This is a genomic window from Halomonas sp. G11, assembly GCF_001663515.1.
Lineage (GTDB): Bacteria > Pseudomonadota > Gammaproteobacteria > Pseudomonadales > Halomonadaceae > Vreelandella.
Genome location: NZ_LYXG01000041.1, coordinates 157887 through 176192, shown reverse-complemented (window position 1 = coordinate 176192; position 18306 = coordinate 157887). Strand labels below are relative to the sequence as shown.

At 56.4% G+C, this 18306-nt stretch carries 19 protein-coding genes; 9 read left to right on the top strand and 10 right to left on the bottom strand.

Annotation, left to right across the window (positions count from 1 at the left end; translation table 11 throughout):
• Window positions 1-160 precede the first annotated feature (160 nt).
• Window positions 161-796 (top strand): CDP-alcohol phosphatidyltransferase family protein, encoded by a 636-nt coding sequence (locus ADS46_RS15280; RefSeq protein WP_066321473.1) that lies wholly within the window; start codon window positions 161-163, stop codon window positions 794-796.
• Between the two features lie 79 nt (window positions 797-875).
• On the opposite strand, the gene ADS46_RS15275 is transcribed toward ADS46_RS15280, so the two are convergent.
• Window positions 876-2177, bottom strand: coding sequence for an MFS transporter (locus ADS46_RS15275; protein ID WP_066321472.1), 1302 nt, complete (start codon window positions 2175-2177; stop codon window positions 876-878).
• Between the two features lie 106 nt (window positions 2178-2283).
• Between ADS46_RS15275 and ADS46_RS15270 the strand changes: the two genes are divergently transcribed.
• From ADS46_RS15270 to ADS46_RS15250, 5 genes are all read left to right on the top strand, one after another.
• A complete protein-coding gene (locus ADS46_RS15270) occupies window positions 2284-2478 on the top strand; it encodes a hypothetical protein (RefSeq protein ID WP_066321470.1) in 195 nt (64 codons plus the stop codon).
• Window positions 2479-2847: 369 nt separating this feature from the next.
• Complete coding sequence (locus ADS46_RS15265) at window positions 2848-3129, top strand: hypothetical protein (RefSeq protein WP_066321469.1); 282 nt, start codon at window positions 2848-2850, stop codon at window positions 3127-3129.
• 132 nt (window positions 3130-3261) lie between these two features.
• Window positions 3262-3792 carry a helix-turn-helix domain-containing protein gene (locus ADS46_RS15260; RefSeq protein WP_066321468.1) on the top strand — a complete coding sequence of 177 codons (531 nt, stop codon included), beginning with the start codon at window positions 3262-3264 and terminating at the stop codon, window positions 3790-3792.
• Complete coding sequence (locus tag ADS46_RS15255; protein WP_066321467.1) at window positions 3789-4511, top strand: AzlC family ABC transporter permease; 723 nt, start codon at window positions 3789-3791, stop codon at window positions 4509-4511. The genes ADS46_RS15260 and ADS46_RS15255 overlap by 4 nt, the downstream gene beginning before the upstream one ends.
• On the top strand, window positions 4508-4846 hold the full coding sequence (locus ADS46_RS15250; protein ID WP_066321466.1) for an AzlD domain-containing protein: 339 nt from the start codon (window positions 4508-4510) through the stop codon (window positions 4844-4846). Before ADS46_RS15255 ends, ADS46_RS15250 begins: the two co-directional genes overlap by 4 nt.
• 42 nt (window positions 4847-4888) lie before the next feature.
• On the opposite strand, the gene ADS46_RS15245 is transcribed toward ADS46_RS15250, so the two are convergent.
• Window positions 4889-5818, bottom strand: coding sequence for a DMT family transporter (locus ADS46_RS15245; protein ID WP_066321465.1), 930 nt, complete (start codon window positions 5816-5818; stop codon window positions 4889-4891).
• A 97-nt stretch (window positions 5819-5915) separates the two neighbouring features.
• Between ADS46_RS15245 and ADS46_RS15240 the strand changes: the two genes are divergently transcribed.
• The gene (locus ADS46_RS15240) at window positions 5916-6851 is read left to right on the top strand and encodes a LysR family transcriptional regulator (protein ID WP_066321460.1); all 936 of its coding nucleotides are present in this window, start codon (window positions 5916-5918) and stop codon (window positions 6849-6851) included.
• Here the strand turns inward: ADS46_RS15240 and ADS46_RS15235 are convergent.
• Window positions 6848-7597 carry a helix-turn-helix domain-containing protein gene (locus ADS46_RS15235; protein WP_066321459.1) on the bottom strand — a complete coding sequence of 250 codons (750 nt, stop codon included), beginning with the start codon at window positions 7595-7597 and terminating at the stop codon, window positions 6848-6850. The two genes, ADS46_RS15240 and ADS46_RS15235, sit on opposite strands and share 4 nt — an antisense overlap.
• Window positions 7598-7756: 159 nt before the next feature.
• On the opposite strand from ADS46_RS15235, the gene ADS46_RS15230 reads away from it, so the two are divergent.
• Window positions 7757-11224 (top strand): acyl-[ACP]--phospholipid O-acyltransferase, encoded by a 3468-nt coding sequence (locus ADS46_RS15230; RefSeq protein WP_066321458.1) that lies wholly within the window; start codon window positions 7757-7759, stop codon window positions 11222-11224.
• 105 nt (window positions 11225-11329) lie between these two features.
• Here ADS46_RS15230 and ADS46_RS15225 read toward each other — a convergent pair whose 3' ends face one another.
• From ADS46_RS15225 to ADS46_RS15210, 4 genes are all read right to left on the bottom strand, one after another.
• Window positions 11330-12085, bottom strand: coding sequence for an alpha/beta hydrolase family protein (locus tag ADS46_RS15225; protein WP_066321456.1), 756 nt, complete (start codon window positions 12083-12085; stop codon window positions 11330-11332).
• A 74-nt stretch (window positions 12086-12159) separates the two neighbouring features.
• The gene (locus ADS46_RS15220; protein ID WP_066321454.1) at window positions 12160-12912 is read right to left on the bottom strand and encodes an RES family NAD+ phosphorylase; all 753 of its coding nucleotides are present in this window, start codon (window positions 12910-12912) and stop codon (window positions 12160-12162) included.
• Window positions 12909-13280 (bottom strand): MbcA/ParS/Xre antitoxin family protein, encoded by a 372-nt coding sequence (locus tag ADS46_RS15215; protein ID WP_066321452.1) that lies wholly within the window; start codon window positions 13278-13280, stop codon window positions 12909-12911. The genes ADS46_RS15220 and ADS46_RS15215 overlap by 4 nt, the downstream gene beginning before the upstream one ends.
• An 86-nt stretch (window positions 13281-13366) precedes the next feature.
• Entirely contained in the window at window positions 13367-15094 is a 1728-nt protein-coding gene (locus tag ADS46_RS15210) for a mechanosensitive ion channel family protein (RefSeq protein ID WP_066321451.1), read from the bottom strand.
• A 309-nt stretch (window positions 15095-15403) separates the two neighbouring features.
• On the opposite strand from ADS46_RS15210, the gene ADS46_RS15205 reads away from it, so the two are divergent.
• Window positions 15404-16270: a pirin family protein gene (locus tag ADS46_RS15205; protein ID WP_066321449.1), complete on the top strand. Its 867-nt coding sequence runs from the start codon at window positions 15404-15406 to the stop codon at window positions 16268-16270.
• Window positions 16271-16322: 52 nt separating this feature from the next.
• Here ADS46_RS15205 and ADS46_RS15200 read toward each other — a convergent pair whose 3' ends face one another.
• From ADS46_RS15200 to ycaC, 3 genes are all read right to left on the bottom strand, one after another.
• The gene (locus ADS46_RS15200; protein ID WP_066321447.1) at window positions 16323-17270 is read right to left on the bottom strand and encodes a pirin family protein; all 948 of its coding nucleotides are present in this window, start codon (window positions 17268-17270) and stop codon (window positions 16323-16325) included.
• A 99-nt stretch (window positions 17271-17369) separates the two neighbouring features.
• The gene (locus ADS46_RS15195) at window positions 17370-17561 is read right to left on the bottom strand and encodes a hypothetical protein (RefSeq protein ID WP_066321446.1); all 192 of its coding nucleotides are present in this window, start codon (window positions 17559-17561) and stop codon (window positions 17370-17372) included.
• Between the two features lie 115 nt (window positions 17562-17676).
• Entirely contained in the window at window positions 17677-18300 is a 624-nt protein-coding gene (gene ycaC / locus ADS46_RS15190) for an isochorismate family cysteine hydrolase YcaC (RefSeq protein ID WP_066321444.1), read from the bottom strand.
• Between the last annotated feature and the right edge of the window lie 6 nt (window positions 18301-18306).

Here is an 18306-nt window from a genome sequence, read left to right as displayed (position 1 = left end):
GGCCCCGTTTTCCACTTCCCTACGCCTTTAGTCCAGTACTTTATGGCTTACTAATACCAAAGTATAACGACTTTAGTATTAGCAAATACGGCAGTCCACGACACCGCACCACTGATTAGTCGATATGTTAACTTGCTGTTTTTCTTCCAAGGAGCCCCATATGCTCGATCGCTGGACCATGCCGCTGACCCACCGCCCGCTTGAGCGGCTTGCTCAACGGCTGAAGGGGCGCGCCACGCCCGACCAGGTGACCTTCGTCGCTTTCCTGATCGGCATCAGCGCCCTGCCGCTGCTGGCCTGGGAATACTACGGCCTTGCGCTGGTGGCCGTGGTGCTCAACCGCCTGGGTGACGGCCTGGACGGCGCGCTGGCACGGGTAAGCGGCCGGTCGAGTGAGGCAGGCGGCTTTCTGGATATCGGCCTCGATTTTGTGTTTTACGCCGCGGTGGTACTTGGCTTTGCCCTGGCCAATCCGGCGGAAAACGCCCTGGCGGCGGCGCTGCTGCTGTTTGCCTTTATCGGCACCGGCACCTCGTTCCTGGCCTTTGCCATTGCCGCTAAACAGCAGGCCATCGAGCGTCCCCACTTTCCCAACAAGGCGTTCTACTATCTGGAAGGCCTGACCGAAGGCACCGAGACCGTAGTGGCTCTGGTGCTGTTTTGTCTGTTCCCTTCGCACTTCGCCATCCTGGCGGTGGTGTTTGCGGCTGCCTGCCTGATCACCACGGCGACGCGGCTATGGGGCGGCTACTGGACGCTGCGCGCCAATAAAGCCAACGGAGGTGGCAGGGGATAAGCCACCTCTAGCCGGGCTGGCAAAGCACAGGCATTGCTTTGCGCCAGCACAATGACATGGGCAGCACCCGACCTCAGCGTCATGCTTTTGACGTTAAAGCATCTCTAAGCCGCTCGCGCTCATGTGGTTCGTAGAAGCTTGGGTCGTCAAAAAGATCACGCTGGGCATCATCAAAGATCATTTCCAGTGCCTCTGCACTACTTTGCACCATGGGCTCAAAGTGCGCCGTGTGGGTCACCAGGGCTGTTACCCGACGACGCCGGTAGATGGCATACGCACCCAGCAGGGCAAACACACAGGCAATATAGATAGGCAGACCGTGACCGCCGACGACCGTCATCAGTGAACCCGCGGCAATCGGTGCCAACGCGCAGCCTGCGCCGTGCATCACCAACATGTCCGCCGAGCCGGCGACGATTTCATCGGGATGGAGTTGATCGATCAGCTGCGCCACCGCCAGCGGGTAGAGCGAGAACGCCAAACCGCCCCAGATAAAATACAGCCCAAGCAGCATTTCATGGCTGGGCGCAAAGGGCATGGCCGCGGCGACCAGCGCCGCCAGCAGTACCACCCAGGTCATCACTTTGGGGCGATCATGCTTATCCGAGAAGCGACCAATGGGAATCTGCAGTAGCGCGCCACCGATGATCGCCACGCTCATCACCAGCCCGACGCCAGCGATATCAAACCCCAACTGCGTGGCATAGACCGGCGTCATCGACCAGAACGCCCCCATGGCAAGCCCCGAGAGCGCGGCGCACGCTACCGCCAGCGGGGCGAAGCCCAGCAGCGCCCGCAGGCTGCTTTTGGGTCGCTCGGAAATCTTGGGCTGGACGCGACGGGTCATGGTGATCGGCAACAGCGCCCAACTGATCAGTATGGCAATCACCACAAACAGCAAAAAGCCCTGGGGCGACGAGAGCCGCAGAAGCTGCTGAGCCGTGACCAGCGCTCCCAGGTTGACGACCATGTAGACGGCAAAAATACGCCCGCGCTCATGGCTGGCGGCCTGGCTGTTCAGCCAGCTTTCGATCACGGTAATCAGGGTAATAAACGAAAGGCCGTAGATAACCCGCAGCGGCAGCCATACCCAGGGCGTGATAAACACCAGGTGCAAAAGCGCCACCGTCGCACAAATCGACGCACAGAACCCAAAGGTGCGGATATGCCCCATTCGCCGAATCAACCGTCCGCTCACCCATGTGCCGCAGATGAAACCGACGAAATAGCCGGACATGATCATCCCCAGTACCGCGCTGGAGAAACCTTCTCCCGTGCCGCGCAAGGTTAACAGCGTATTGAGCAGGCCATTGCCCAGCAGCAACAGCGCTACGCTCCAAAGAATCGATCTGACCGGTTTGAGCATCGCCAATGAACGCATTGCGCTTCCTCGTGGCAGTACCTCAATAGTGATGCATAAAGAGTGCCATTAAACGCCTTGATGGCCAGGTGAGCGAGGATACATCGGCGGCGGGTAAAGAGGCGGGATGCCGACGCAAAAAAACCCCCTTTCGGGGGCCTTCATGCATCTCACCGACATCCTGTCGTTTGTATCCATCCTGGATACCTTTCCTTGGCTTGTGCTGAATGACGTCCTGTCGTTCGGCTTCCTATCATTCGACTTCCTGTCGTTTGACGTCCTGTCTTCTGGTTTCCTATCGAGCTTACCGGCTTATCCATAAGCCTGCCTTCCTGGCGAGTCAGACGATTCCCTGTCCTGCACATCGTTAACCCTAGATGCTACCCGGCAGTCTTGCAAACATTTGCACAAATTTATTTATTTGGACGCTAACAATCAATTTCAGTATTCACCTTGAACAGCCATGCACCTAATCAAAAGATAAACCTATGTTATATAACTACTAATTTTAAGAACACGAGCGCTTTAGGTAAAAAGACGCTCATATCAAAAGACTTTTGATTTGCATATCCCAGGTTATGGCACCGAGGTGGGCATTATAATAGGCTTCCCAACGTACAATTTAAGTACAAGATTATAAGTATCGGCAACGCTCGATACCGACTACCCCGCATTCACAAGGAGAGGTGCTATGCAACGCGAACAGCGTATTGAGATTTCACAGGCCGGGCTGCAACTCGCCATTCAGGAAATCAAGGACGACATGTTTGATACCCCCGCCTGCGACTACACCGTCGCCAAGCTACTTAGCCACTGCGGCCGCTTTAACGAAGCCGAACAGCTGATCGACACCATGCTGCTGCGCTGGGGCTCATCCCCGGATGTGGTCGCACTGGTTGAAAAGGGCTACGCAACTATCGACGCCATGAGCGTACCCATTGAAACCGCCTTCAAAAGTACCGCCTCAGTCTAGCGAAGTACCTTCCCGCGCCCACGGAAGGCGGGAGCAAACTGCGTCGGTTGGCAGGTTGTTTGACAGCCGCCTGTTCTTTATATAGAACGTTCTATAAAAGGAACATCTATATAGCCAACAGGCGGCGCTCCCATGGATCCACTTTCACTCAACACCCTTGGCCACCATTTACAAAGGCTCCGCCTAGAACGCGGCTGGTCGCTTTCGCAGCTGGCCAGCGAGGCGGGCATCGCCAAATCCAACCTGTGCCGCCTTGAGCAAGGCAACGGCAACCCTACCCTGGACACGATCTGGCGCCTGGCCGTGCAGTTGAACGTGCCCTTCGGCACCTTGGTCGCGCCTATTTCCGTGCCGCTCGGCGAAGACGGCGTTCAGGTGCGTCTTATCGATCAGGGCAAGGATTCACCCCAGGTGGATGCCTACTGGATGCGCTGCGCACCCCATACATTGCGCCGTGCCGAAGCCCATACACCGGGCACGCGAGAATCCCTCACGCTGATCAGCGGCTGGCTGGAAGCAGGGCCTGAGGGAGACACGACAACGCTGACCCCTGGGTGCCATGTCACCTTTTGCGCTGACCGGCCTCACCTCTACCGCACCCAAGCGACGGCAGCCACCCTGCTAATGACCATTACCTACGGCAAAGAAGGCGAAACACCATGAGCCAGCTTGCCCAACATTCTCCCGCCCGAAGCGCGTTGCAGGGCGTTCGTGAAGCGATTCCACTACTGGGTGGCTATATCCCGGTGTCCCTCTCGTTTGGGTTGATTGCCACCCAGGCAGGCTTCAGCACCTGGGAAGCGGTCGTGATCTCGACGCTTATTTACGCCGGCGCCTCTCAGTTCCTGTTCGTGGGCATGGTGGCCGCGGGGTCTCCACTATGGCTTGTCGTGGCAATGACAATGCTGATTAACGTACGCCATGTGGTGTATGGCCCTAACCTGGCGGCGTTATTACCGCGCAGCCGCCACTGGCCCTGGCTGATGCACGGCCTGACCGACCAGGTGTTTGCGCTTGCCCTGACGCGCTTACCCCAACTGCCTGACGCCAAACGGTTTAGCTGGTTTGTCGGCGCCTCGCTGCTGGCCTGGGGCGCCTGGATCATCGGCACTGCCGTGGGCGCCACCGCCGGGGAAGCGTTTACCGCCCGCTGGCCGCTATTGGGCGAGATTATGCCCTTCGCGCTCCCCGCGCTGTTTCTTACCATGGTGGCGCCTCGCTTCACCGATAAACGCTGGGCAATGGCCATGGGGCTCACCATTCTGGCTGCGCTGGGTTTGACGCTGATCGGCTGGAGCAATGTGGCGATTCCGCTGGCAGCTGCCTGCGGCGCGCTATGCTTCTACACGGTAAAATTCGACAACAGGAGGCGTGATTCATGAGCACCGCGCTTTGGCTCGCCGTTGTGGTATCGGCCTTGGGCACCCTACTGATGCGGGTGGTGCCATTCATGTGGATGCAGCGCCGCCTGGATAGCGACACCGGCATGAATGCCATGCCCCAGTGGCTTGGCATTCTCGGCCCGCTGATGATTGCGGCCGTGCTAGGCGTATCCGTTGTGCCAGTGAGCCCTGGTCTGATTTCCTGGATAGCGACCGTTATCGGGCTTGGCGTCACGCTGTTGGTGTGGTGGCGGTTACGCTCGCTGGGTTGGCCAGTGGCCGCTGGCGTCAGCATGTTTGGCCTGGTGGAAATCGTGGCGACGTTAGTGGGGTAAGCCCTCTTCAAGCCACCGCCTATCACGCCGGGATCAACGGCCTTATCGCGTCACCAGTACGATGCCAACCAGGATAACGCCGCCGCCCATCAGAAAATTGATACTTAGCGGCTCGTTAAGCAACAGAGTGCCAAAAAGGATGCCGAACAGCGGGCCCAGAAACGAGAACACACCCAACTGGGACGCGCGATAGCGGCGTAGCAGCGTGAACCACAGCATCAGCGCGGCAAATGAAATGATCAGCGCCTGAAAACCCAGGCTGGCAACCGCCATGGAGGTAAATTGCGCGCTCATTAACTGGCCTGATAGCGCCGCCACTGGCAATAGCAGCAACGCCGTCACACTCAGTTGATAGCTCAAGGTGAGCTCCGCGGGTGCCTCGGAAAGCGAGGTCTTGCGGATCACCACCGTCGTCGCCGCCCATGAGAGCCCGGCCAGCAAACCCAGCGCATCGCCGATCAGAATATCGATGCTATAGGCACCGCTAGGCGCCATGGCAATCACCATGCCCATAAACGCCAGACCAACACCCCACCATTGGCGAAGGGAGAGCTGCTCGCCCGGCACCCACAGGTGTAGTCCCAGCGCGGCGAAGATGGGCGCTGTATAGAGAAAGACCGACATATGCGATGCCAGTGTGTAGGTCAGCCCCCAGGCAACAAAAGCAAACTCGGCCGCAAACCCGAGCCCAACCAGTAACCCAGCGCCCCGATGGCGACTCATATCCGCCCAGCGAATGCCGCGCCAATAGGCCAGCACTCCCACCAGACAACCGGCGATAGCGGAGCGCAGGGCAATCTGCACGACGGGTGAGATATCCTCAGCCACGCCTTTAATCGCCACCTGCTGAAACCCCAGCACCAGGCAAAACAGGAGCATTAGTGATGCGACTGTAGCATCCACAGACTTGCGCTCCGAATGCCCAAGTATGCTGGCAGCATCGGCATTTGAGACTATCCTTTGATTATTCATCGTGAGCTCCTCTAGCATCAAGGCGCTCATTGCAGCAGTAAGCAAAATTGCCTACAAGCGATTACTTATCAGGTCTAGGCTCAGGAAAACTCACGCTATGAGAATGGAGAGGCTACCGCTGAATGCACTGCGCGCATTTGCCGAAGCGGTGCGGGAAAATAGCTTTAAAGCCGCCGCGTCTCGTTTGGGAGTGACCCCCGGCGCCGTTAGCCGACAGGTGAAACAGCTGGAAGATCGATTGGGCGTGGTGCTATTTGAACGGCATGCCAATGGCGTGTGCGCCACCGAAGCTGGCCGGGGGCTTGCCGAAGATGTTCAAGCGGGGCTTTTGCGCATCGCCAGCGGCGTGCAGAACGTCACCGAGCGCTCAGAAGACGCTTTTCGATTGCTACTGAGTGCACCACCTTCTTTCCTACAACTTTGGCTACTCCCCCGCTTGCCCGGTTTTGAAGCCCAAGAGCGGCAAATAGAGATCTCCCTGGATGCCGAGGCGCGCTTAACGCCACCGTTATGGATGCCCAACAGGGCACGTTTATCGCTGCGTTACGGCCAGGGGCCCTGGCCCGGCGTTACCAGCCTGCGGCTGTTTGAAGACACCCTCTTTCCTGTCTGCTCGCCCACCCTGTTAGCCCAGCAACATATACACGAGCCCGCCGACTTGCTGGCCCAGACACTGCTCACCGTCGATTGGTGCAGCCATGCGGGCCACCCGATCCCAAGCTGGCAAGACTGGTTTAAAAACGCCGGAGTGGCCATCAGGAAGCTCCCCCACCAGCGCCAATACTCGCTCTACAGCTTGGCGCTCGATCAGGCTATGGCCGGGCAAGGCGTGGTACTGGCCAGTTACCCTCTCGTGGCTGATCGGCTTGCCAGCGGCGTGTTGGTGCGCCCATTTGGGAAACAGTATCCGCTCGCTTCTCCGTTCGCCTATGAACTGGTTCTGCCATCTGAAGGCGTTACGCCACCGGCTGTAGCACGCTTCATCGAATGGCTAGAGCAAGAAGCCGCTCATTTTCGTGGTACAGCACTTTAGGATTTTGCCTCGGCTTCACGTTTGTAATCCTGAAACAACCCATACTGCCACTGCCTTACCGCCAGCACGGAAGTGGTGCCAAACCGCTGGTGGATAGGCAGCCCGCTCTCTCGTTCGCATAGCGCATGAAACTCTTTCGCCAGTCGCTGCATGGTCTGCTGCCATTCGGCATTACCCGCGGGAGATAGCAGGCCATTGAGTACGATCAGCTTTTCGCTGTCGCTATCAAAGCGAGAGCGGAAAAACTCGTTGGCGATATGCTGCTGAAAGAAGCGCTGGATCGGCCCATCCGCCTGCCAGCGAAAATTGGCGGCTACCCGCCGCCTGATCCGATTACCAGGAAGCAGCTCAATAAGTTTGAGCCGCTCAAGCTTGAGTAACTGCCGTATACACTCTGCCTCACTTAGCTGGTACTGGTGATGAATTTCATCGAAGCTATAGCCATTGATAACGCAGACCGCTACCAGAAACAGCTCACGGTCATCGACGATACTTTGCTCCTGGACCTGAGTCAGTTCCTGAAGGCGTTGCTCCCCTGCCTGCATGGCCTGCACCAGCTCAGCGAACTCAAGGTTAAGCTGATCACAGATGCACTCTAGCCGCGCCAAAGTGAAGTGCTTTTCAGCGAATAGGCGCTTCACCGAGGCCTCGCTGAGCGCTAACCACCGGGCAACATCGGCATAGGTTTTCCCCTGAGCGCGCAACTGGCTTTTAAGCGTTTCAATCAGTGACTCGGCTTGAGACATAGAAACTTCCTTGGACGGCATGGAAGGTATTACACATCAAAGTATCGCATAACGCTACCAACCGACACGCATATCACAACTTTGTGCAAATGAGTTGCAACCAGTAAGCCTTGCTTAGAAAGTGCGACTACTTACAGGGACTTATAAGGCTACACAACCATGCAACGACTGCTACATATCAAGGGCGCTTTGCCCTACCTGATCGCCATCTTTCTCAATGCCTTTGTGGATTTGGGGCACAAGATTGTTATTCAGAACACGATCTTTAAAAGCTACGATGGCGAAACACAGGTCGTCCTCACCGCACTGGTCAATGGGTTAATTTTACTGCCGTTTATCCTGCTGTTTAGCCCGGCCGGCCACGTGGCGGACAGCTACCCCAAGGTACGCGTTCTGCGCGCATCGGCCTGGGCCGCCGTGGCGGTTTCTCTGGGCATTACGGCTGCTTACTATCAGGGCTGGTTCTGGCTGGCCTTTGCGATGACACTGCTGCTGGCGATTCAGTCAGCCTTCTACTCACCGGCCAAGTACGGCTTGGTCAAAGGGCTGTTCGGCAAGCCGCGCCTGGCAGAAGCCAACGGGTTGATCCAGGCCGTCACCATTGGGGCCATTCTGGCGGGCACCGTGGCATTTACCGCCCTGTTTGAGACCTGGGTATCGCCAGATGATCACACCCCAGCGCAGCTGTTGCGCCAAATAGCGCCGCTCGGCTGGCTCCTGGTGCTCAATAGCGCTATTCAAGTGGCAACGCTTTACCGTCTGCCGCTTGATAGCACTTCGCAACCCGATACTCCCTTGACCTGGCAGCGCTACATCAAGGGCACAGCACTAAAAGACAACCTGCGCATTATCGCCCGCCAGCCCGTGATCAGGCTCTCCATTATCGGCCTTGCCACGTTCTGGTCGGTGGGCCAAGTACTTCTGGCTGCCTTCCCCGCCTACGCCAAAGACGCCCTCAGTATCGATAACACTCTGGTGCTGCAAGGCATTCTGGCGGCTAGTGGTATCGGGATTGCACTGGGCTCCATGCTGGCCAGCAAGCTCTCTCACAACCGTATCGAGACCGGCTTGATTCCAGTAGGCGCTGTTGGGGTTGCCGTGGGGTTATGGTGCCTGCCGCTGTTAACCACGCCCGGCAGCCAGGCGCTGAACTTCGTGTTTATCGGCATGATGGGCGGGCTGTTTATCGTGCCGCTTAACGCCCTGATCCAGTTTCACGCCGCCGACAGCGAACTGGGCACCGTGCTGGCCGCCAATAACTGGATCCAGAACATCGCCATGCTGGGCTTTTTGCTGCTCACGGCGCTGTTCGCCCTCGCGGGTGTGGATAGCCACTACCTGCTGCTGCTTATTGCCACGGTGGCGATGGTCGGCGGTGGCTACACCATTATCAAGCTGCCGCAGAGTTTGGTGCGCTTTCTGTTGAGCTTCCTGCTGACCCGCCGCTACCGGGTCGACGTGCAGGGCTTGCAGAACCTGCCCGCCCAGGGCGGCGTGCTGCTGCTAGGCAACCATATCAGCTGGGTGGATTGGGCCATGGTGCAGATCGCCAGCCCCCGCCCGGTACGCTTTGTGATGCTCAGATCGGTTTACCAGCGCTGGTACCTCAACTGGTTCTTCAAAGCACTCGGCTGTATTCCCATTGAGCGTGGCAGCGGTGCCGACAAGGCCCTGGCCGATGTTTCTGAACAACTCAACGCAGGCGAGGTAGTGTGCCTGTTTCCTGAAGGGGCGATTAGCCGCACTGGCCAACTGGGAGAATTTCGCCGCGGCTACGAGCGCGCCTGCAACATGGCCAACCCTGACGTCAAGATTGTGCCTTTCTACCTGCGCGGCCTGTGGGGCAGCCAGTTCTCCCGCTCGTCCAGCAAGTTAAAGGAGCTGCGCAATGCACCGCTGCACCGCTCGGTGGTGGTCGCCTTTGGCAAGCCGCTGCCCAAGGATACCCCCGCTGATGTGCTGAAACGACGCATCTTTGAGCAGGCCACTCGGTCCTGGCAGCAGGCCATGGACGACCTACCCACCCTGCCTAATGCCTGGATTCAAAGCGTTAAGCGCCGCCCTAGCGACCTTGCCCTGGCCGACACGCTGGGCCGCCCACTCAACGCAAGCCAAGCGCTCACCGCCAGCCTGCTCATGGCAAAACGGATTCGCAAACTCAACCCAGGACAGAACGTTGGCCTGCTGCTACCCACCAGCAGTGCCGGGGTCCTTGCCAATATGGCCACGCTGCTGGCCGGTAAAACGCTAGTAAATCTCAATTACACCGCCGACCAAGAAGCGTTGACGTCCGCCCTTTCCCAGGCGGAAATCACCACCGTGTTCACCTCACAGCGCTTTGTGAAGAAGCTTGAGCAGCGCGGGCTCGACGTTAGCCAATTGCTCAGTGAGCAGCAGGTAGTCTTTTTAGAAGACCTGCAGACCAAGATTGGCCGCGCCGAGCGCTTGAGCACCTGGCTTGCGGTAAGAATACTGCCGACTTGGCTACTCCAGCGTTGCTTCTGCCATGGCCACGATGCCGACGCCACCGCCGCCATCCTGTTCTCCAGCGGAAGTGAAGGCGAACCCAAGGGCGTGATGCTGAGCCATCGCAACCTGATGGCCAATATCAAACAGACCTCGGATGTACTCAACACCCAGAGCAACGACGTGGTGATGGGCTCACTGCCGCTGTTCCACGCCTTCGGCCTCACAGTGACTCAGTTGTTACCGCTGATTGAAGGGCTGCCGCTGGTGTGCCACCCCGACCCCACCGATGCTCCTGGCATCGCAGGCGCTATTGCCAAGCACAAAGCCACTATCATGTTCGGCACCTCCAGCTTTTTAAGGCTGTTTGTACGCAGCACAAAGGTGCATCCGCTGATGCTGGAGAGCCTGAGAATCGTGGTCGCCGGGGCAGAGAAGCTCGATGACAACGTGCGTAACGACTTTGCGCTGAAGTTCCACAAGCCCATTTATGAAGGCTACGGTGCCACCGAAATCGCCCCCGTTGCTTCCGTCAACCTTCCCGATGCGATGGGCATCCATTACCAACAGATCCAGCGGGGCAGCAAGCCAGGCACCGTGGGTATGCCGTTACCCGGCACCAGCTTCAAGGTCGTCGACCCGGAAAGTTATGAAGAGTTGGCCACCGGCGAAGCGGGCATGATATTGATCAGCGGCCCGCAGATCATGCAGGGCTATCTGAATGATGCCAAGCGCACGGCCAAGGCGCTCCACGAGGTCGATGGCCACCGCTGGTACATCACAGGGGATAAAGGCTATATGGACGAAGATGGCTTTTTGACCCTGATTGACCGTTACGCCCGCTTCGCCAAAATCGGCGGTGAAATGATCAGCCTCAGTGCGGTTGAAGGGGCCGTCAAAGCGGCTCTCGAAGAACCAGACAACGCGTTAATGGCGGTGAATATCCCCGACAGCCGCAAAGGTGAGCGTATCGTGCTGCTTTCAGAAACAGCACTAGACGCCAACACCGTTAAAACCGCCATGCTCGCCAACGGTACATCATCCATGATGGTCCCTAGCCACTGGTTGACGGTGGAGACCATTCCTCATCTCGGCTCTGGCAAGGCTGATTTCGCAGGCGCGAAACGTTTGGCTCAAGCGCAGCTGGAAGATACTCGATAGGCGCTAAAGAACAGGAATGCTATACCAACATGCCCCTCTTGGCTGCCAAGAGGGGCTTCTATATGAAGGGGAAAATGCAGAACCTTTACTCCAAAAACTCAGGCTTTAAAGGTGTTTTGAAAAGAATTTTAGAATCAACTCGTAATGCTTATTCTGCCCAGCGCTACTGGGTATATGATCTTCGCCTTCATAGTAGTGCACTTCAGGGCTGCGGCCATTCTTAAGGAGGCGTTTTTCCAGGCGCTTGGTCATTTCAACCGACCACATGCGGTCTTGCGTGCCATGGGAAAGCAACAACGGTCCAGGGTAGCGCTCAATTTCTATCGGCGTGGTGGGCAATAAGCCTTCATGACTTCCCTGCCATGTCCAGGCGCGCTTACTGACATCCCAGGCTTGCCAGCCGGGGTCGCCAGCATCGCGAAAACCACGGGCATCAAAGGCACCGCACACCACATCGGGCGGGCTATGGGCGGCGATAGCATCAGGAACGCCTACCACGGTATCTTTGGTCATCAGTGAGCCGAGTAATAATGCGTGCTCGGCACCGCGTGAAAGACCATAAAGCCCCACCCGCTCACCCACGTATTGAAAATCCCGGAGTGCTCCAAGTGCCTCCACACTGCGATCGAGCGGGTAATCGATAATATGCCCGGCATTCCAGGCATTGCCGCCGCTGGAGTAGCCATAGGGAAATGCCAAGAAACCATGCGCGGCGAATAGCATCGCGTCCCGGTGGCTCCACCCTGCCCACGCGCCTTCAGAGCCATGCAGCAGCATGATGGCTGGAAAGGGGCCATCACCCGATGGGCCATAGGTAACGCCCCAGCCGGGTAGCAAACGCTGTACGATAGTTAACGGCATTTAGACAGCCTCTCCTTCCTTGTTTTCTGATTCACCTAAGCTAAATTTTTGTCAAACTCTGCTCAGAAAGCCGTTCACTCAGCAGGAAAAGGCAACACACCATGGTAAAGAAAATCATCCAGGTGGTAGGTATAAACCCCTGATGCGTCTTTGCGCTTAAATGACACTTGATCGGCACTTGTTACACAAAGCCATGGGCGCATATCGGCTGGCTCTTGCTGAACGAGCGCATCAGGCGTGAATAAGCCTACGCATACACCGCCCTGGGCATCTCGCGCGGAGGCGAACTCAAACGCTTCAACGCTCGCCCTACGCATTGCGCTACCCAGTTGCTGACACAGGGTGTAATCAACCGGGTGTTTTAACTCGACAAGATGTTCGACAAAACGGCCTGCGTGAAGTCTCACGCCCAGTTTAGCGGCGTAATCCACAGAAAAAAGCGTATGCTCTGTGCGCAGAGATTCAGCCACTGGCTTCCCTTCCATGGAGTACCAAAAGACCAGTCGGTAGAAAGCAGATTCAGCTAATGTTGTCGCAATACTTTTGCCGCCATAAAAGATGCTCGGCTCAAATGTTCGGCTAAAGCGTGAGCCCCACTTGAGTGGCGGATAGCGAAAAGGTGTCTTCAGCAGGTAATGGAGATCTCGCTCTTGCTGGGGGTAAGGCGGCTTGGCGGTTTCGAGCAGTGCTTCAAGAAGATCCTGTTCTTCAAGGGTGTCCACATAGCTGAGCGTTGCCACTTGCTCCTGGCTCTCCACCAACCTATACAAAGTGCCGGAAACAGGTTCGATATTTTGCGCGCCGCCGCAGGCCTCCCATACACTCACACCTTACCCCGCATGCCATCCACGAATCTCAGGACTGCAAACAACCCCTCCAGGCGCGTCACTTGCTCAGCCGGTATACCGCCCGTGGCACGGTTGGATGTGCGCATAAAATGCTGAATCCATGTTTGATCGCCACCGGTAAGGGCGAACAATGATCTAGCCAGGCGAATGAGCAACAAGGCTAGCTCGCCCTGCTTGGAGTTTGGGTCTAGCTTCAGGCTTTTTTTAAGCTGCGTGATGGTCGTACGGTGCACACCAAGCACTTGTGCCAAATCAGACTGCGATAACCCTAACTGATCGGCAGCTCGTAGTACTGCTTTCGCTAATACCCTTTCAGGAGTGGGCTTTGTTTGAGCAAGGGCTGGCATAACACGCCTCAACGAGATGAATTTTCATCAATAATAGCAGAAAAGTTGCTTATTCACCCATCAAACGCTATTGCCACTGATTCACTCTATCCCGAAGGCTCCCCCTCAGCGTTGTCCGCCACCGAGGAGCCTTTAACTTTCGCTCCACGCGCCACATCCTGATGACTGATAACCACGACGTCTCTCGGCCACCACTCGGGATGATTATCGCGGATGAACGCCATGAGCTTTTCGCGTACGTGCATTTCCGCGGTCCACCCGGCCATGGGATCGGAGGTCATTAGATAACAGGTCACGGTTTGTGCGGTTGCCGTTTGTGCTGTCACGTAACAAAGCAGCTTATGATGCTCGATGACGTTGTCTTCTTCCTTGGCAAACTCAAAAAACTTGTCTCTTATCAGGCCAATATCCGCGCTCAGGTGCAGCGTCAGCTCCACATAGCGGTACATCTTGATACTCTTGACCGAGAGATTCTGGAAAGGCTTGGACGTAAAGTAGGTCACGGGCACGATCAACCGCCGCTCGTCCCAGGTCCTTAAGCGGATAAAGGTATAAAAAATGCCTTCTACATAGCACCACTGATCTTCAAAGATCACCAGGTCACCAATACGAATCGGCTTGGCAAACGACAATTGAAAAGACGCTAAGATATTCCCCAACACTGCCTGACCAGCGACACCTACCAGGACTGCCAGCACGCTGGCAGACGCCAGAATGGATAACCCCATCGACTCAAAAAGCTGGATCTGCCCCAGGATGTAAACCGATACACCGGTCACAGCGACCAGGATAATAATGCGCCGCAGTGCGTACAGCGATGTCAGGAGCTTGCGCTCGTCCTTGGGTTTGGAGTCATCAATTTCCCCCACCAGCCGCCGTGTCATACGCAGCATCAGGGTATCCACAAAGCGCAGCGCAATGGTGCCGGCTGCCCAGGCAAGAATACCGATAAGCAACACACGGAAAGTGGTGGTCGCGACCGCTGAAAATGACACCACATAGTCCAGCAGCATTTGGGTAAACAGCGACATCACGATCAGTGCCGTCGGCATACCAATCTGCTCGGCAAACATGCGGAAAGCGCCGACGGGCAACCAGTTCGACATCAAACCGATCAAGCGGTGGATCCCCCAGCCCACCATGCCCACGAACAGCAAAAAGACCGGAATAGCGAGCCATTCCCAAAGCCGCAATATGCCAAACGACGACTGCAGCCTTTCGGGAATGTATTGCTCCAGCATCGACGGCCCGTACTCTTCATACAGCACTGGAATATACGAGACGCTGATGGGCATGATCAGCCACACCGGTTCATCATCATCCACGCGGTAGCGAGCCAGCCGAATATCATAGGTTTGCCCGTCGGCCCGCAACGACGCCAACTCAAGATTACGCCGCGTTTCGCCAACACGTGGATCTTGACCGGCGGGGTCTTCTATCACGGCGTCTTCTCGCCCCGACAGGTTATCGACGCTGATCCGTTCGCCACGCTTGAACACTTCCGCCAGTTGCCGAGCCAGTTCCTGACCCCGTTCGCGCTGCTCAGCTGCGCTCAATTCCGACAGATTGAGTATGTGCGCCGCTTTTTCGTACTCCCCCTGTTCGGTGAGATCAAGAAAGCTTCGCATGGCTTCCCTTGGTGTGACGCGGTTGGCTTCTTCAGGTACTTCGCCAAGCCCCGTGTTGAGCGAATCAACGCTAAACCACCGACGGTTCTCGCTCTCTTCTCCTTGAGTTTGCGCCGCGCACAGGCTGGAAAAAGTGAAGGTCAGAACCAGCACTAGCCACGCGGGCCACGAGACGGTTGCTTTCATACTTACCTTATTGATTGAGATGGGCCACTTGTCTGCCGACGACAGGCCGAGAATGCGCCATTCCAGGCCTTCCTGGTCAGTGAAGTCAAGAGTACAGCCTACCTGGCTTTATGAAGCAAGGTGGAGTGCATCAATAACCTGCGGCGATGCAGGCGACTTGGACAAGGAAGTCGTTAACTGCGTCCACTCACCGCTCGCCTTCCGTTCCAATATCGCAACAATGATTCCCCAAAACCCCATCTACTGCGCCTTTTGTTCTAGCAGTATGATTTCTGCGTGACAACATATCTCTGCCAACAGGAGTACATGATGAAAAAACTGTTGCGTGTGACGAATGCGCCACGGGCTCATTGGGTAGGCGATGGATTTCCTGTTCGTTCGCTTTTTTCCTATGGTGAGCGTTCAGAACAGCTGAGCCCTTTTCTGTTACTGGATTACGCAGGTCCTGCAAACTTTACGCCTGCAAAACGGCCTCGCGGAGTGGGGCAGCACCCGCACCGTGGGTTCGAAACGGTAACGATTGTTTACCAGGGTGAAGTGGCGCACCAAGACTCCACCGGTAAAGGTGGTGTCATCGGCCCCGGGGATGTGCAGTGGATGACCGCAGGCGCTGGAATTCTGCACGAAGAGTTTCATTCTCCGGCATTTACGCAGTCAGGCGGCTCGCTGGAAATGGTCCAGCTGTGGGTCAACCTGCCAGCAAAAGACAAAATGGCAGCCCCTGGCTACCAGGCTATTTTTAATGCTCAGATCCCTGTGATCGAATTGCCGGATCAAGCGGGCCAAGTACGCGTTATTGCTGGTGAGCACCTTGACCATGCAGGGCCTGCGCGCACTTACTCCCCCATGAACGTCTGGGATATTCAGTTAAAAGGCGGCAAAGTCGCCACGCTGAACCAATCCGCCGGTTGGACGACGCTGCTGGTAGTACTGCATGGCACCGTACAGATCAATGGCGAACAGGTAGTTCGGGAAGCACAGGTTGTCGAACTATCAAGGGAAGGGGAAGCAATGAGCATCGAAGCCAATAACGACACCTCTTTTCTGCTGCTCAGTGGTGAGCCGCTGGATGAGCCAGTCGTAGGTCACGGACCTTTTGTCATGAACAGCGAGCATGAAATCATTGCGGCAATCGATGATTTCAACTCTGGACGTTTTGGAAAGATGCCCGCCTGAAGCTCACTTTTGAGCTAACCCGCTAGCTGCCTTGGGCAGCTAGCTTTTGGTTTTATGTTCCAGGCTGCCCTGGGAAAGGAATAAATTCCGCATCATCGCCTTGGGGAAGGCGAAAGCGACCGTGCTCAAAATCCGCTTCTACCCAAGCCTGCTTGGCAGCCTCCAGTTTTTCACGGGAAGAGGCGACGAAATTCCAAGAGATATACCGTGGCCCATTCAGGGTTTCGCCTCCCAATATCATCAACCGAGAACCCGCTTCCCCCGCCACCACCGTTATCGGGTCGCCCGGTCGGAAGACCATCATGCGGCCAGCCTCGAAGGTCTCGCCTGCGATAAGGACACTGCCGGACATAACATAAATACCTCGATCTTCATGATTATCCGGTAACGGTAGCCTTGCGCCTGGCTGCAATATCGCATCCGCATAAAACATTTCGGAGAAAGTCTCTACCGGCGCCCGTTCTCCCCACGCCGTGCCCAAAATCAGGCGCACTTCCTTGCCCTCGCCTTTAAGTATCGGCAGCGCTTCCTCGCTGTGATGCTCAAAGCTGGCTGGCTTGTCTTCATGCGTCTCAGGGAGCGCTACCCAGGTCTGAACACCTAATAGCGGATGTTTGTGCTGGCGAGTGATCGCACTGGTGCGCTCAGAGTGGGTGACCCCATTGCCCGCCACCATCCAATTAACCGCGCCAGGACGGATCATTTGGTCAGTACCCAGGCTATCGCGATGCTGGAACGCCCCCTGATACAGGTATGTCACCGTGGCAAGCCCAATATGCGGATGGGGGCGAACATCAATGCCTTCACCCTTCAGAAATTCAACGGGCCCCATCTGATCAAAAAAGATGAAAGGTCCCACCATCTGGCGTTTAGGAGCAGGAAGCGCACGGCGCACCTCGAAACCACCCAGGTCCCGAGCACGGGGAACAATCAGTGTCTCTATATCATTCACGCTACCGGCGGATGGGCATTTGGGCTCTAAATCAGGCAACCAGCTCATAAGGTTTTCTCCAGTCTTGAGAGGCAGGCAACAATGGCGTGTGCCAGGTGGTATGACGCAGCCAACCACCAGTACCCGTTTCTTTTAAGTTAATCGATATCAGCGAAACATCCATGGGGCGACCAAACGGACGACGCGGGGCATCACCACATAGACCACCAGCCCGACCACACAGGCCGCGACGATACCGTGCCGGATTCCCCACATACCCAGCCAGGGAAGCAATGCAAAGAGCGGCGTCAAAAGAAAAGGAACCAGAAGGGTAAGCGGCCAGATAACCGAGGTGGTCACGAGCCATCTGGCTGCATCGGCATGGGAGGCAAACCTGAGCGCGATTTCATAGTCATTGGGGCGCCATTCTGGAAAACCGTGACCGGAGGCGCACTGCCCCCGTCATGGGCACGATTTACTTGCTGGTCAGCGTGCTGTAACTATTCATTAAATTACGGTAGTCAGGCAGGTGGTTGGCAAACAGCGTGCCGAGACCTTCTACATCATTGCGCCAATCGCGATGCAGCTCGCAGGCGGCGCCAAACCATGTCATCAATTGTGCGCCTGCGGTGGACATACGGTCCCAGGCGGCATCACGAGTGAGCTCATTAAAGGTGCCCGAAGCATCGGTAATCACGAAGACGTCAAATTCCTCTTCAAGAGCAGAGAGCGCCGGGAAAGCCACACACACTTCGGTTACCACACCGGCGATGATCAACTGCTTTTTGCCCGTTGCTTTTATGGCGCTAACGAAATCCTCGTTATCCCAGGCATTGATCTGCCCAGGACGTGCGATGTAGGGAGCGTCTGGAAACATCGCTTTCAGTTCGGGCACCAGAGGGCCATTGGGACCGTCTTCAAAACTCGTGGTGAGAATGGTGGGCAGTCCAAAATATTTAGCCAGATCCGCCAGCGCTAATACGTTATTTTTAAAACGATCCGGATCAATGTCACGTACTAGCGACAGCAACCCGGTTTGGTGATCTACCAACAGAACAGCGGCATTATCTTTATCAAGACGAACATAGGGCTTGGCCATGATGTA